This is a genomic window from Affinundibacterium flavidum, from assembly GCF_014284175.1.
Lineage (GTDB): Bacteria > Pseudomonadota > Gammaproteobacteria > Burkholderiales > Burkholderiaceae_D > Undibacterium > Undibacterium flavidum.
Genome location: NZ_JACOGA010000010.1, coordinates 182590 through 198354, shown reverse-complemented (window position 1 = coordinate 198354; position 15765 = coordinate 182590). Strand labels below are relative to the sequence as shown.

The 15765-nt window shown below is 46.4% G+C and carries 12 protein-coding genes; 5 read left to right on the top strand and 7 right to left on the bottom strand.

The window, feature by feature from the left end; translation table 11 throughout:
- Window positions 1-150: 150 nt before the first annotated feature.
- The 5 genes from trpA to H8K55_RS12435 all read right to left on the bottom strand — a co-directional run bounded on the left by trpA (window position 151) and on the right by H8K55_RS12435 (window position 6102).
- Entirely contained in the window at window positions 151-948 is a 798-nt protein-coding gene (gene trpA, locus H8K55_RS12455; RefSeq protein WP_186942391.1) for a tryptophan synthase subunit alpha, read from the bottom strand.
- A gap of 109 nt (window positions 949-1057) precedes the next feature.
- Window positions 1058-2338, bottom strand: a complete 1281-nt coding sequence (trpB, locus tag H8K55_RS12450; RefSeq protein ID WP_186942390.1) for a tryptophan synthase subunit beta — start codon at window positions 2336-2338, stop codon at window positions 1058-1060.
- A 17-nt stretch (window positions 2339-2355) separates the two neighbouring features.
- Window positions 2356-3039 carry a phosphoribosylanthranilate isomerase gene (locus H8K55_RS12445; RefSeq protein WP_186942389.1) on the bottom strand — a complete coding sequence of 228 codons (684 nt, stop codon included), beginning with the start codon at window positions 3037-3039 and terminating at the stop codon, window positions 2356-2358.
- Between the two features lie 174 nt (window positions 3040-3213).
- The gene (gene aceA, locus H8K55_RS12440) at window positions 3214-4521 is read right to left on the bottom strand and encodes an isocitrate lyase (protein WP_186942388.1); all 1308 of its coding nucleotides are present in this window, start codon (window positions 4519-4521) and stop codon (window positions 3214-3216) included.
- A 339-nt stretch (window positions 4522-4860) separates the two neighbouring features.
- Window positions 4861-6102, bottom strand: a complete 1242-nt coding sequence (locus H8K55_RS12435; RefSeq protein ID WP_186942387.1) for a YihY family inner membrane protein — start codon at window positions 6100-6102, stop codon at window positions 4861-4863.
- A 250-nt stretch (window positions 6103-6352) separates the two neighbouring features.
- Between H8K55_RS12435 and H8K55_RS12430 the strand changes: the two genes are divergently transcribed.
- The 5 genes from H8K55_RS12430 (at window position 6353) to H8K55_RS12410 (ending at window position 12364) form a co-directional block, all read left to right on the top strand.
- Window positions 6353-9406: a glycosyltransferase family 4 protein gene (locus H8K55_RS12430; protein WP_186942386.1), complete on the top strand. Its 3054-nt coding sequence runs from the start codon at window positions 6353-6355 to the stop codon at window positions 9404-9406.
- Between the two features lie 73 nt (window positions 9407-9479).
- The gene (wrbA, locus tag H8K55_RS12425; RefSeq protein ID WP_186942385.1) at window positions 9480-10076 is read left to right on the top strand and encodes an NAD(P)H:quinone oxidoreductase; all 597 of its coding nucleotides are present in this window, start codon (window positions 9480-9482) and stop codon (window positions 10074-10076) included.
- Window positions 10073-10471 carry a DUF2069 domain-containing protein gene (locus H8K55_RS12420; RefSeq protein ID WP_186942384.1) on the top strand — a complete coding sequence of 133 codons (399 nt, stop codon included), beginning with the start codon at window positions 10073-10075 and terminating at the stop codon, window positions 10469-10471. Before wrbA ends, H8K55_RS12420 begins: the two co-directional genes overlap by 4 nt.
- Before the next feature lie 19 nt (window positions 10472-10490).
- Window positions 10491-11897, top strand: coding sequence for an FAD-binding oxidoreductase (locus H8K55_RS12415; RefSeq protein ID WP_186942383.1), 1407 nt, complete (start codon window positions 10491-10493; stop codon window positions 11895-11897).
- A gap of 8 nt (window positions 11898-11905) precedes the next feature.
- Window positions 11906-12364, top strand: a complete 459-nt coding sequence (locus H8K55_RS12410) for a hypothetical protein (RefSeq protein ID WP_186942382.1) — start codon at window positions 11906-11908, stop codon at window positions 12362-12364.
- Window positions 12365-12436: 72 nt separating this feature from the next.
- Here H8K55_RS12410 and H8K55_RS12405 read toward each other — a convergent pair whose 3' ends face one another.
- Both H8K55_RS12405 and H8K55_RS12400 read right to left on the bottom strand, forming a co-directional pair.
- The gene (locus tag H8K55_RS12405) at window positions 12437-13780 is read right to left on the bottom strand and encodes an MATE family efflux transporter (protein WP_186942381.1); all 1344 of its coding nucleotides are present in this window, start codon (window positions 13778-13780) and stop codon (window positions 12437-12439) included.
- A 265-nt stretch (window positions 13781-14045) separates the two neighbouring features.
- The gene (locus tag H8K55_RS12400) at window positions 14046-15761 is read right to left on the bottom strand and encodes a hypothetical protein (RefSeq protein WP_186942380.1); all 1716 of its coding nucleotides are present in this window, start codon (window positions 15759-15761) and stop codon (window positions 14046-14048) included.
- Window positions 15762-15765: the final 4 nt, after the last annotated feature.

Genomic DNA, 15765 nt, shown 5'->3' with positions numbered 1-15765 from the left:
TATTTGATCAATTTACATTCATCAAACGGGGCGCACTCTTCTAGGAATGTTGCAATTGGCGCGTATTCTATTCTATTTCCGCGCCAATTGCGACTCAGATAGTTATTTAACAAGCATCAAGCGGCAGATTTCTGAGGATTTTTTATCGATTTAATTATCAAGAGCACTACGAATTCCTGTGATAAAGCTTTGGACTGCTGCAACTGCCTGCTCTCTCGGGGTATTTTCCAACTCTTGAATAATACGAGAGCCGATCACCACCGCGTCCGATATGGAGGCAATTGCCTTCGCCGTTACACCGTCACGAATTCCGAAGCCAACACCAACTGGCACACTCACATGCTTTTTGATGCGAGGAATCATGTCAGCGACAGCATCCAAATCCAAAGCACCGGAACCTGTCACGCCTTTTAAAGAAACGTAATACACATAGCCAGTAGCGATTTTTCCAACTTGTGCAATACGCTCATCGGTAGAAGTTGGTGCCAATAAGAAAATCGTATCCATGCCGTTTTTGTGCATATTTTCAGCGAAATATTCACATTCTTCAGGCGGGTAATCGACGACCAAGACACCGTCAACACCAGCTTCTGAGGCTGCATGAATAAATTGCTCCTGCCCCATACGTTCTATGGGGTTGGCATAGCCCATTAATACGACGGGCGTGGTTTGATTTGTACTGCGGAACTGTTTGACCATCTCCAATACATTTCGCAAGCTAACACCTTTGAGCAAAGCACGCTCAGAGGCACGTTGTATCACTGGCCCATCGGCCATAGGATCAGAAAATGGCACACCGAGTTCGATGATATCGGCACCACCTTCGACTAAGGCGTGCATTAAAGGTAAAGTTAATTCAGGATCAGGATCACCCGCAGTGATAAATGGGATCAGACCTTTTTTATTTTGTACTGCTAAAGCAGCCAGACATGCTTGAATTCGGGACATAATTTTTACGCTCACTTTAGGCTAAGAATAGTGGAACTACAGAGCGACGCTGACCGCACATTAAAAAAACTCTGTGCATTCAGCGTCTCTGCGGCTATGTTGATTATGCTCAGTAGAACTTCAGTCCAGCTCGTTCTGCAACCGTATGCATATCCTTATCGCCACGCCCAGACAAATTCGCTAACACGATCTTATCTTTAGGCATAGTCGCCGCCAATTTTGCCGCGTAGGCTAAAGCATGACTTGATTCCAATGCAGGAATAATTCCTTCAATACGACAACAATCGTGGAAAGCTTTGAGCGCTTCTTCGTCCGTAATTGTCGCGTATTGCGCGCGGCCAGAATCTTTGAGCCAGGCGTGTTCCGGACCAACTCCTGGGTAATCGAGGCCAGCTGACACCGAATGCGTTTCGATGACCTGTCCATTTTCATCTTGCATCAAATAAGTGCGATTACCATGCAATACGCCCGGAGAACCTGCCGTCAAGGAGGCTGAGTGCTTACCGGTTTCCAAGCCCTCACCTGCCGCTTCAACACCAATCAATTGCACGTCTTTCAAATCAATATAGGGATAAAAAATCCCCATCGCATTCGAGCCGCCACCAACGCACGCGGTCACGACGTCGGGCTGACGTCCCGCTACTTCTGGCATCTGCCATAAGCATTCTTCCCCGATGACGGATTGAAAATCACGCACCATCATGGGATAAGGATGCGGGCCAGCGACCGTGCCAATAATATAGAAAGTATTGTCGACATTCGCGACCCAATCGCGCATTGCTTCGTTTAAGGCATCTTTCAAAGTCTTGGAACCAGATTCAACTGGCACCACAGTCGCTCCCAAGAGCTTCATACGATACACATTTTGCGCCTGACGTTTTACGTCTTCAGAACCCATGTACACCACGCATTCCAAGCCAAAACGTGCACAAATAGTCGCGGTCGCTACGCCATGTTGACCCGCACCGGTTTCTGCAATCACACGTGGTTTACCCATGCGTTTAGCCAGCAAAGCTTGGCCAATCACGTTGTTAATTTTATGCGCGCCAGTGTGATTCAGATCTTCACGCTTAAAGTAAATCTGCGCGCCGCCCATGATTTCGGACCAGCGTTTTGCGTGATAGATAGGTGATGGGCGACCGACGAAATGTTTGAGCTCATAGCGAAACTCTTCTAAGAATTCCGGATCATGTTGAAACTTGGCGTAGGCATCTTTTAACTCATTCAAAGCATGGGTCAAAGTTTCAGAGACAAAAGTGCCACCATACATACCGAAATGCCCACGGGCATCGGGATAATTATAAGTTGCGGAATGGTAAATCGCGGTAGGCGCTTGTGCGCTCACTGATTGACGTTCGAAATGGGCGTCAAGAGAAGATAATTCTTTCATGAAAATTCCTTGGAAAACTAGTTTTGATTGTCTGGCATGCTATTGGCCAAGCGCACGGCTTGCACAAATGCCCGAACCTTAGCTGCATCCTTCACGCCTTTTGACAGTTCAACACCACTACTGATGTCGACTGCAAACGGCCGTACACCCACGACTGCGTCAGTCGCGTTTTGTACGCTCAAGCCACCACTTAAAACGACCCGAGGCGCGAGTTCTTTTGGGATGAGAGACCAATCAAAAACCTTTCCACTACCACCGAAACTATCTACGAAAGTGTCAAGCAACAGTCCCTGAAATAAAGGACTAGCTGCTTTATATTCTGCCTCACATTCTAACAAATCTGCCGCGCTTGTGTCAGGTTTTACCCGAAAAGCACGGATAAAAGGCCGGTTCACGGCACTCGCCAAGCGATGACACTCTTGTGCCGATTCATCGCCGTGAAATTGCAATGATTGTATAGGTGCCAGCTTAATGACGGCTTGGAGTTCTTCCATACTGGCATTCACAAACAAGCCTACCGAGGTCACAAATGGTGGCATTGCAGCAACCAAGGAAGCCGCAGCTTCAGGATTGAGGTAACGCGGACTTGGTGGGTAAAATACAAAGCCAAGGGCGTCAGCGCCAGCATCGACCACAGCGCGCAAATCTTCTAATCGCGTAATTCCACAAATTTTTATTCGAGTTTTTTTAGATAAAGGCATAACGTGTATTCTTTAAGAGATGGGCTATTATTCCGCAGCTGAAATACTAACCGATCAGGCCTTTTTCTGCGCCTAAATACAAGCACTCACAATATTAATAATCATAATATTAATAAAAAAAGCGGTAGCATCTTTCAATGCTACCGCTCTATTTCAAAAAAATGCTAACTAAACTTAAGCCACTTTCTTCGCATCAAAGAACTGTTCATCCTCAGTAGAACCATGCAAAGCAGTCGTTGAAGACTGACCTTGTTGAATCACTTGGGTCACAGCATCAAAGTAACCCGTACCAACTTCACGTTGGTGTTTCACCGCAGTAAAGCCCTTCTCTGCCGCTGCGAATTCTGCTTCTTGCAATTCGACGAAAGCGGACATCTGACGACGTGCGTAGCCGTGTGCCAGGTTGAACATGCCATAGTTCAATGCATGGAAACCTGCCAAGGTGATGAATTGGAATTTATAACCCATTGCGCCCAATTCTTTTTGGAATTTTGCAATCGTTGCATCGTCCAAATTCTTTTTCCAGTTAAAGCTTGGTGAACAGTTGTAGGCCAACAATTTACCTGGGAACTTAGCATGAATCGCATCTGCAAATGCTTTTGCGAAAGCCAAATCTGGCTTACCTGTTTCGCACCAAATCATATCGGCATACTCAGCATAAGCTAAACCGCGAGAGATAGATTGTTGCAAACCTGGATTGGTTTTGTAGAAGCCTTCAACCGTGCGTTCGCCCGTCAAGAATGGTTTGTCGTTATCATCAATATCAGACGTGATCAAATCAGCTGCTTCAGCATCTGTACGTGCCAACAAGACCGTGTGCGTACCCATAACGTCAGCAGCTAAACGCGCAGCATTCAATTTCTCTACAGCTTCACGGGTTGGTACCAAGACTTTACCGCCCATGTGACCGCATTTTTTGACTGAAGCCAATTGATCTTCAAAGTGAACACCGGATGCGCCCGCTTCGATCATGGCTTTCATCAATTCGAACGCGTTCAATACACCACCGAAACCAGCTTCCGCATCCGCCACGATAGGCGCAAAATAATCGACATCGCCAGAACCCTCTGACCATTGAATTTGATCTGCACGGGTCAAGGTATTGTTGATACGTTTAACAACCAAAGGCACTGAATTGGCTGGATACAAGGATTGATCTGGATACATTTCACCAGCCACGTTTGCATCGCCAGCGACTTGCCAGCCAGAGAGATAGATCGCTTTCAAGCCCGCTTTAACTTGCTGCATAGCCTGATTACCAGTCAAAGCACCGAGTGCATTCACGAAGGGTTCATTGTTAACCAAGTCCCATAATTTCAATGCGCCCGTTTTAGCGATCGTATGTTCAACTTGCAATGAACCACGCAAACGAACTACATCTTCTGCTGTGTAGTTACGTTTGATGCCTGTCCAACGTGGATTGGTATCCCAATCTTTTTGGATTTCTGCAATTTGCTGTTCGCGAGTAAGTTTTTGCGTCATGGTAGTTCTCCTGTTGTGATTGCTGCGGTTTTTAAATCAATGCTTAAAAAAAGCTTAAAAAGTGTTCGTCCTTGAGATCTATAGTAGGACAAACCTTGCAGCGCAACAATGTCTTATATAAGACATAGGAGAAATATTTTTTACTTATAAATCAAATAGATATGATTTACATTTCATGATACGAAACAACTTTCCTCAAAATGAAATTATTTTATGGTGCGGCACATTAGAGGTTTTCACAATGTGAAATCACAATTTCACCATGTAGGATTTGCCAAATTTAATAACCTAAAATCGAATTTTGCCGAATAATATTAATGTTCAGCGAGCCTGCCAGCTCTAACGCAATAGGAAATGATCAAACAAACTTTCGGACATACCATCCCCGATCACACGGTGCACATGATTTGCCAATGGAGAATTGGCCTTAGTATCAAATACAAATAATCGATACACATCAGCCAGCGTGAATGCTGCAGGATTCATGATCAATACCCAGCGCTCAGCACCGGCATCATGTTTGTGCCACCAAGAGCGTTTCTTGACTGGGCCATCATTCGTCAAACGTGCAACCCAGCCAGCATCTAACATTTTTTCTAGCAAGCCTTCGATTTCATCCACACCAAAGCGAGTTTGCTTGCGCACTTGTAATACGTCGACTACCGCATTCGCATCAGAATTACGTGCCATGACCAAAATACGTAAAACTGCCATCGCATCTTCAAATGCACTGCCTGGCTCTGGGACATGCCACCAGCGCTCAAATTTCACTACTGGCAATGAAGCCGCAATCACCGCCCCAACGAGGGTAATCAGCCAGGATAAATAAATCCAAATTAAGAAAATTGGAACGGCCGCGAGTGCACCATAAATCACTGTATAAGTCGGAAACTGCTTAATGAAGATCGCAAATAGACGTTTAGCAATTTCAAAAGCCACCGCCGCGAAAACACCGCCCCATGCGGCATCGCGCCAATCTACAGGTCGATTCGGCACTGTCAGATACAGCAAAGTATATGCACCAGTTGTGAACGCAATCGAGACTGAGGTATAGAAAATTGTACCGATTAGGGGAACTGTTTTCATCAAACCGTTGGTTGCAGTAAACAGGCTTGAAGTCGCGCTCATAGAAATGCCGATGAGCAAAGGCCCCAATGTGACAATTGCCCAATACACGACTATCCTTTGCACTAGGGGTCTTGATCGCTTGACTTGCCAGATTTGATTAAAAGTCTTATCGATCATCGCCATCGTAGCGACTGCGGTGAACATCAAGACTACACCACCGACCGCAGATAACCTTGTTGCTTTGGTGGCGAACTGTGTCAAATATCCCATGACTGTCGTCGAGATTTGCTTAGGCATTAGGCTTTGCGTAAAGTAAGCTTCGAGCGACGCCTTAAAATCTGTGAATAAAGGGAATGCAGTTAATATCGCTAAACCTATCGTCAAGATCGGCACCAGAGCCAATACTGTCGTAAACGTTAAGCTGCCTGCTACCTGCGGCAAGCGCACCTCTTGTAATCGACGAAGTGCGAATTGAATTAGATTCTTTATTTGCGGCCAACTTAATCCACGCATTGATGTCAATTTCCTTAAGATAAAAATGCCAAAATCTTAAAACATTTTATTGGCATGAAGTCCGGTATTTTACTTGGCTAAGATGCCCAAGTGTGCCTGAATCACACCACATTAACAAAAACATACTCAAAATTATTCCTGCATGATTGCCAAGTCTTCAAGCCTTGATCGGGATCGGGTATCATGCGGCAGCAGCAGGTGTCACCAATCCACACCGCCCCATCACACTTACATTGCCAGATAATTTACCTTGAACAACAATAACAAAACCGCGGTCTTTACCATCGTTTCGCTCAACTATGGAGCATTTGCCAAAACTCTGATGGAGTCATTGGCACAAACACATCCAGATTGGGATAGGTTTGTCGGCCTCGCTGACCGTTGTGATGATGTTGACGCATTCGGCGGCCAACTCTTTCAACCCGTTTTAGTAGAATCTTTACCGCTGCCGAAGATAAATGAATTCCTGTTCCGCTATGGAATTATGGAACTCAACACCGCGATCAAGCCCTATATGTTTTCGCATTTGAGAAAACTTGGTTACAGCCACATTGTGTATATCGATCCAGATATTTTGGTGGTTGACCGTTTGCTCGATGTCGAACAATTGCTCAACGATGGCGCGGCAGCAGTCGTCACTCCGCATTTGACCGCCCCACTCAATGATCAGTTTGCGCCAACAGAGTTAGATATCATGCGTGCCGGCTCCTTCAACTTAGGATTCTTGGCACTGGGTAATCAACCCGAGTCCGATGCTTTTATTCATTGGTGGGAAGAAAAGCTTGAACATGGCGCAGTATCAGATCCTGCACGCGGTTTATTTACCGATCAGAAATGGGTGGATCTGGCACCAGGTATGTTTGGCAAATTTGCGATCTTGCGCGACCCAGGCTACAACGTCGCCTACTGGAATCTTGCACATCGCCAGCTAAAAAAAGTCGGCGACAATTATCTGGTGAATGATAGGCCCCTCCGGTTTTTCCACTTCAGCGGATTTGATCCCCTACACCCTAAGCCCTTTTCTAAACATCAAAATCGCTTCGATCTTGAAAGCATAGGCGACGCTAAATCTTTGGCGCTGACGTATGCGCAAAAAGTCATTTCACACGGCCTCAGTGAATTTAGAAAACGCCCTTACACCTTCGGCAAATTCAAGGATGGAACACCGATCCCGAATGCCTTACGCTACTTGTATAGGGAAGATGAAGATGTGCGATTCCAAGCCGGTGAAAACCCTTTTGACGGCATCGACTTTTTCGTTAATGGTGAAGCTGGCGATTTACCGGTGATCTTGCGTGCCGTTTGGATAGAACACCAACATCTGCAACGCGCATTTCCACATCCACTGACTAGCCATCGTCAAGCTTACTGTCATTGGTTCGTCGGTGGTGGTGCCATCGAAATCGGCATTACCGAAATTTTCATTAACCCGATACGCAGCAGGCTGAAAACTGAGGACGCGGTTAACCAAACGCAGCAGATATTACAAGCCCACAAAGCAACAATTTGGGCACGTGGCTTAGTGTTCTTACACAGACGCGCGACGGGTGGGAAGATTAGCCATGAACGGATTCGCCAATACCAGCAAATCAACAATCCGCTTGATTTTTGCCGTTTGGCGTTTAGGCAATTCCGTGCATCTCGTTGGGCGAATAAATTAGGATTGCAGCAAAACAAATCTATTAAATTAGATCCCTTAAACTCTGCGCATGTTGCCATTGAATTGAACATACCAACACGCAAAATACGCGGTCGCAAAATAAAGCAGAAATTTTCCGGAATCTATTTCGAAAATCAACAAACGGCGTGGTGGGTTAGCAAGCAAGCACGATTTTTGATTGACCAAAACGACGCGCCAACATTAAATCTGCGCGGCATACATCATCCACAACTAGTCGAGTTGTCGTCCGACTCACCCAATTTAACAATCAGTGTGGGCTTTGACGAACAGCCTAGGCAGGAGATTGTAATTCAAGATATCGAGTTCGACATCAGCATCGAATTACAAAATCTTCCAACGCGTTGGCCTGCAACTTTATACCTGACGCCGTCCTGTAGTTTTGTACCAAAAACTTTAGGCATCAATGAAGATAGCCGTGAACTCTCATTTCAACTAAGTGAGTTACGCCTGGGGTCACGTACCGTTTTCAATCCAGAACAAATGCAAATTGATGCCGCGACAGAAGAAGCCGTCCCCGGCATCAATTTACTTGGCTATGCCAGATCCGAACATGGCGTAGGTCAATCATTACGGCAGTTTGCTGGAGCACTCGCCGCCAGCGATACGCCCTATGTCGTGATCGACTTTAACCGGAATAATCTGAGCCGCACTGACGATAGTAGCGTTGAGAAAAAAATCGTGACTGACATTGTGCATGAAGTAAATGTCTTTCATATCAATGCAGATCAGATGCCAGAAGCCGAAATGCAATTGCCTAGTCATTTTTTTGGTCCATACAACATCGGTTTTTGGCATTGGGAACTACCAGAAATGCTGCCCGAACACCGTGCTGGATTTGATCAACTTGATGAAGTCTGGGTACCGACAGGCTTTGTGCAAGAATCGATTGCTAAGCATTCGCCGATACCGGTCATTCGCATGCCACATGCGATCCATTTCTCGCTATCGGCAAACGCGAATCGTGAGTACTTCAAATTACCTCAGGATAAATTTCTATTCCTAATGATGTACGATTTTTCCTCGTATCAGGAAAGAAAAAATCCGCAAGCGAGTTTAGATGCGTTTGAACGTGCATTCGGCGCCGACAATGAACGTGCAGTGTTAGTGATTAAGACTCAAAATGCGCAACATCATGTTCAAGATATGCAATTGCTACAAGAGCGCTTGCTAGGACGTCGTGACATCATCTGGATTAATCAAACCTTGAGCCGCCAAGAAGTTTATGATCTGCAATCGGTTTGTGATGCGCTAATCTCTTTACATCGGTCTGAAGGTTATGGCTTGGGTCCGGCGGAAGCGATGTTCTTGGGCAAACCCGTCATCGCTACTAATTGGTCTGGCAATACCGAATTCATGCGACAAGATAATTCGCTCCCAGTCAATTACACCTTAGTGAAAATTAAGCAGGATGTCGGAGTCTATAAAGCCGGGCAAACCTGGGCCGAGCCTGATATTGCACATGCCGCGCAACTGATGCAACAGTTAGAGAATGATCGCGCGCTGTATAACCGAATCTCACAAGCAGCGCGCAAAACTATGCTGGAGGAATTCAGTCCCGAGGTCATCGGTAAACGGATACAACAACGCCTGCGTTTCATCCAGCATCAGATGATAGCGAAGTGACGAAATCGTGATGCAGCAATGGGCTTATACACACAGCATCCTTGCACGACTATGAAAGACTTTGAATAAATTTATGATTCCGATTTTAGTACTTTATTACTCACGCCATGGTAGCACCCAGCAATTAGCACAATTGATCGCCCAAGGCGTCAATAGCGTCCCTGGATGCGAGGCGCGGGTGCGCACTGTGCCAGCCGTTTCCACCGTCACAGAAGCGACAGAATCCGCGATACCTGACAGCGGCGCGCCGTATGTAGAGTTAAGTGATTTTAAAGAATGCGCTGCACTGGCACTTGGCTCACCTACCCGCTTTGGCAATATGGCGTCCGCAATGAAATATTTTTGGGATGGCACCGCAGCCGATTGGGTGTCGGGCACCTTGAGTGGCAAACCGGCTTGTGTTTTCACTTCCACTGGAAGTTTACATGGCGGGCAAGAGTCAACCTTATTATCAATGATGCTACCGCTCCTGCATCATGGCATGTTGATAATCGGTTTACCCTACACGCATCCAGAATTAATGGCGACCAAATCAGGCGGCAGCCCGTACGGCGCAACGCACTGGTCTGGCCTGGATGGCAAACTACCGATTACCGAAGACACTCGTATACTAAGCATCGCGCTTGGTAAGCGCCTCGCCGAAACCGCATTAAAGCTACAAACACCATGACACAATCACCTACTCTGTTTCATCGTCTGGCAAGCGCTAGTTTAATTGGTCTGATCGCTCTCTGCATCGCGTGGGAAATGTGGTTGGCTCCGTATAAGCCAGGCGGTTCAATCTGGGTGTTGAAAGTCTTACCCTTGTTGTTTCCTTTACGCGGAGTATTGCAAAAAAATATTTACACATTACAATGGTCATCTATGTTTATCATGTTTTATTTCATGGAAGGGGTGGTCAGAGCGATGGGGGATGCGGAATTGATTTCACGCGGCTTAGCGGGTTTAGAAATCGTCTTAAGTGTATTGTTCTTCATCAGCGCCATTTACTATGTGCGGCCATACAAAAAAATCGCTAAAGCCGCTAAGAAAAAAGCCGAAACCGAATCCTCCGCATCCAACTAAAAAAGATCAAAAAAAATTTATGCAAAATTTTCTGAACCTCTGCAGAGCAGCCATTGGAGAAGATTATGTTTTGCATGAACCCGAAGCACAAGCGCCATATTTGCAAGATTGGCGGCAACGCGCCACCGGTAAATGTCTGGCTGTTGTCAAACCAGCCAATACAGCACAAGTCGCACTGCTAGTGCGACTATGTGCTGAACACCAAGTCCCTATCGTGCCGCAAGGTGGCAACACTGGACTGGTTTTGGGTAGCATCCCAGATCAGTCAGGTACAGCCATCGTCATGTCTTTGCAACGTCTAAACAAAATCCGCGAAATTGATACCGCAAATAGCACCATCACAGTCGATGCCGGTTGCTTGCTTGAGACAATACAAAATGCGGCGGATCAGGCTGATTTTCTCTTTCCATTATCACTGGCCTCTGAGGGCAGTTGCACCATAGGTGGCAATTTATCTACCAATGCTGGCGGTACCGCAGTGCTGCACTATGGCAATACGCGTGAACTCTGCCTGGGACTTGAAGTTGTAACGGCAGACGGTGACATCTGGAATGGTTTGCGTGGCTTACGCAAAGACAACACAGGTTACGATTTACGTGATTTATTGATCGGCGCGGAAGGTACATTGGGAATTATTACGGGCGCGGTTTTAAAACTGTATCCCAAACCAAAAAGCCAAGGAACGGCATTCATCGCTCTCGATAATATTACACAGGCAGTGGCGCTACTGCACTTGGCTAAACAACAGTGCCATGCCAACTTGACGGGATTCGAATTAATCAATCAGTTGAGCTTAGAATTAGTCCATCAACACTTTCCGCAATACCAGAAAATTTTTCAATATGCCACACGCTTTTATGTTTTGTTAGAACTCTCAACTTACGACAACGAACAAGTAACGAAGCAATTATTGGAACATTTGATTACGACGGCATTTGAACAAGAACTGGTAGTCGACGCTGTGATTGCAAACTCGATTGCGCAAGCTAAGAATTGCTGGGCACTACGCGAATCCATTTCTGCAGCGCAAGCTAAAGAAGGAAAAAATATTAAACACGATATTTCGCTACCCATTTCAAAAATCGCCGATTTCGTACAAGACACTGATACCGCGCTACGGTTAGCTTTTCCGTCTAGTCGCATGGTCACTTTTGGTCATCTAGGCGATGGCAATCTGCATTACAACGTCTCCCCCCCATTCGGCGCTGATCAAGATGGTTTTTTACAACATCAAACGGAAATCAATCGTATCGTGCACGATAAAACGCACCAGTATGGTGGCTCGATTTCTGCCGAACATGGCATAGGCACGCTCAAAAAACATGAATTACTGCTTTACAAATCACCAGTAGAAATCAAATTGATGCGCGCGATCAAGCATGCACTTGATCCACACAACATCATGAACCCGGGGAAAATCTTATAGGACAGCCCATGAAATTTTTTGTTTCGACGATGCTATTTTTGAGTTTAGGTTTGGGTGTGAGCCTTAGCTCCGCAATTGCTGACACACCCGCATTTAAATGTCAGGACAACGGCAAGATCATTTTCAGTCAAACGCCATGCAAAAGTGGTACGTCGACTGTCATCGACATCAAGACAATTCGTCCTTCAGAACAGGAACAACATGCTGCGCAAAACGCGCACCAACAACGTCTTAAAATAGTGAGCAAACTCGAAAAATCTCGCCACAAAGACGATGCTAAACAAGATGCTATTAATCGCCATATTGCCAGCCAAGCAGCTAGCGCAAGAAAGCACTGTGAAGCAAAGCAATTGCAAGCAAAGTGGGCAAAAGAAGATTTGAAAAATACTCAACCTAAGGCAGAAATGAAAGCCAGGCAGAAGTTAAAACGCGCTGAAGAAAAAGCAGATTTAGTTTGCAAAAATTAGAGCCTGCCAGATCAATGATTCTGAATTCTGCAAATCACCTACTTTCAAATCACTAAGCTTCGCAAACACTATTCACTCCATCGTCCGCAAACTTTTCTTCAGTTGTCCGCGTAAAAAAAATAGACTGATACACGCTTGCAAGGTCACGGTCGCCACCGACAAATACCAAACATGGACGATCTTAAATCCAGGCTGATGAGACAGCCATAAAGCGGGAATAACGAAGGAGATAACCCGCGTTCCCATACTAATCAACGAGGGCCAAGTATTGCCCAATGCTTGAAACATACCAGAGCACGCAAAAATAATTCCTGAAGCCACAAAATTCCAGGATATCAACTGAAGAAATTCAGCACCCACCGCAATGACTTGTTCATCCTGTGTGAAGAAGTGCACAAACCAACGTGGTTCAATTTGGCAAAGCAAGGTCAGAGTGACCATCATCGCACTCTCTATATAAATCGCCTTCCATACGGTATCACGCACACGCTGCGGTAGTTTGGCGCCAAAGTTCTGACCAGCAATCGGCGCAATCGCAAATGAGATTGCCATGATGGGTAAAAAAATCGCTTGCATCACACGTGAACCCAAACCGAACCCTGCCTGTGCCGCAGCACCAAAATCTTTAATGATGGAATAAATCACCGCCATGAAAATAAACATGAATAAAAACTCTGCGCCAGCAGGTAAGCCCACATTCAGCATTCGCTTCCAAATCGTAAAATCAGGACGTAAAGATGCGGCGTGATAGGCGACATAATGTTCAAGTTTCGCGAAATACACGAGCATGACTAGGACACCAACCAGCGACGCAATTGAAGTGGCGAGCCCTGCACCAGCAATGCCCATAGCGTGTCCAGTTCCCCAACCTGCTATCAACACTGGCGCTAAGATAATATTCACTAGAACAGTCAACATTTGCCCCACCATGGCGGGTTTTACAACGCCTGTTCCACGCAAAGCGCCGCCCGCTGCGGCCAAAGCAAATTGCAAAGCAAGCCCCGGAATAAGCCATCGGATAAAGGTATTGCCAGCGTCGATCGTAGCCTGATCCGCCCCCAGTGAAGCCATATAGACCGGTCCTAGAAGATAACCAGCTAACAAGGTAAATACGCCACAGATCGTCGACAAAACGATGGTTTGATTGAACACCAGATTCGCTTCTGGCTGATCTTTACGACCAACGGCATGCGAGATTAAAGTAACGGCTCCCACACTCAGCATTTGCGTCAATGCCATCACAATAAAATTCAAAAGACCAGCCGAACTAACACCCGCCAAAGCAGCGTCACCGAGACCCGCAACAAAATATAAATCCACAAAGAAATAAAGCGTTTGCACCAGCATGCCTATGCCGATAGGTGCTGCCATTGCCAGTATATGTTTGGGAATTGATCCTTGAGTTAAGTCACGCATGAATATCCTTTTACATTCTCACTATTTTTTATCGCAATGTTTCTTATCACTATGTGTTGGGTGACCAACAAATACCCCGCGTGCTGCGTTTAACGATGTCACTTGCAATTTTATAAGGAAAAAGTAGCTAGTGGCAAAGTACAAATATTGATTGCGTTGGCATGTAGCGAGCTTTCACAGTGAAGCAAATTCGAGTCTAAAAATGACGGAGTTATGTTCCTTGACTTAGCCGCCATTTTCACAAACCAGACTTCAGCTAGGAGTACTAATAATTCGAACGTAACTGCGAATCAGCCGACTTCCAACTACTATCCAAATCATTCTTGACTAGCTGCGCTTCATTCTTCTTACCCTGTCCCAGTAATGCAGCATTCAAGCCTTGTAAAGACCAACCGCTATGCGGATGCTCAATTAAATCTTTCTTGAAACTTTGTTCCGCAGCGGCATACGCCTTAGTTTGTACTTGCATTTGCCCCAATCTACGTAAAGGGCCTCCAGCTAGAATTGGCGGCTCTGTGCCTTCCGCATCATATGCGGCGTCCGCCGCCTGTGCTTGATACGAAATCGCGTCATCCGTGCGATTTTCAGCCAAGGCAAGTTCCGCACGCAGTTGGTACTGTGCAGTCTTGGTGATACTGCGAATTAGCTTGGAAAAGTAATCATTGCCCATATTCTTTTTGAGTAGCTCTGTCGCAGCCGGTTCCAGACGTGTCAAGGCGGTCTTTGCTGCATCAATTTGCCCAGTGCGGGCAAAAGCAATCCCACGCGACATCTCTCCCAAGACTGTTGCTACGCCCTTACCTCCAGTCGGCATAGCTTCTTTTTGCAAAACATCCCAGCGCTGCAGATATAGCAAAGTCAACATAGGCAAGCTACGCGTATATTCGCCAAAGGTATGGTCGCCTTTCGACTGTTGAGCGGCAGCACGAGCGGTTTCTAATGCCAATTCACCGCGTCCTTCCATTAAAGCGCCGTACCACTGAAAATGGCGATTATGTCCACGCCAGTCAGACGATACAGAGAAATTTTGTTTCTTTAATTCGACCATCATGGTTTCGTCAGCCGCCACCGCAAGTTGATTCACTCGCGTTGCATCGGCATATCGACCAACCTGCGCATAAGTATGTGACGGCATATGTAAGAGATGCGGTGATTTAGGCGCAAGTTGACCAAGACGGTCGGCGGCTGCAACTGCACGACTTGCCACTTGCACTGCGTCGACGCTGTGGATCATGTAATGATTTAACCCGGTGTGATTAGGAAACTTGATCAGATTTGCTTCCAAACGATTCGCTAAGTCGCCGATTTTCCCACCAGCCTGCCCCGTCTTTCTGTCCCACCAATCGGCAGTTGTCGCTACCATTTCGGCTTCTGCATAAATAGCCAAGACATCGGGATCATTGGGAAAACGATCAGCTAATTGTTGCATGCGCTCCGCGTAAGCGACATCTAAGGGATTCGCGCGCTCAGATCCACCACTACCTGCGACCGCACAAATTTCGCCCAGCAAAGGCGCCACATCACGCGCCACACTGCCGTGCGCGTAACGCAACGCCAATGACTCAATCAACGCTCGATCGCGCTCCGAGGCCTTCTGGCTGTGCTTAAGAGCATATTCCACATAGCGCAGTGCTTCGGTCAAATCACCGCGTCGGGGATTGTTGATATTCGGACCCATTTCATACGCAACACCCCAAGCGCATAATCCACATTCAGGATCTCGCGCTAATGCCGCCTTGAAGGCGCGAATCGCTTCTGCGCCATTGAAGCCATAAACCTGGCCCATACCTTGCGCAAATAAAAGTCGCGCCGCATCGTTCGCTTGCGAAGGCCAGAGACTATTTTCTCCAAATCCATCTAGGGTCGGTGCGCTCGCTTTTTGATCAATTTGAAATGGAATCAAAGTACAGGCGCCAACTGTGAGCATGGCAATGGTAATGACTAATCGTTTCATCAGTGGCGAAGGACGACTATTGCGCATAAAA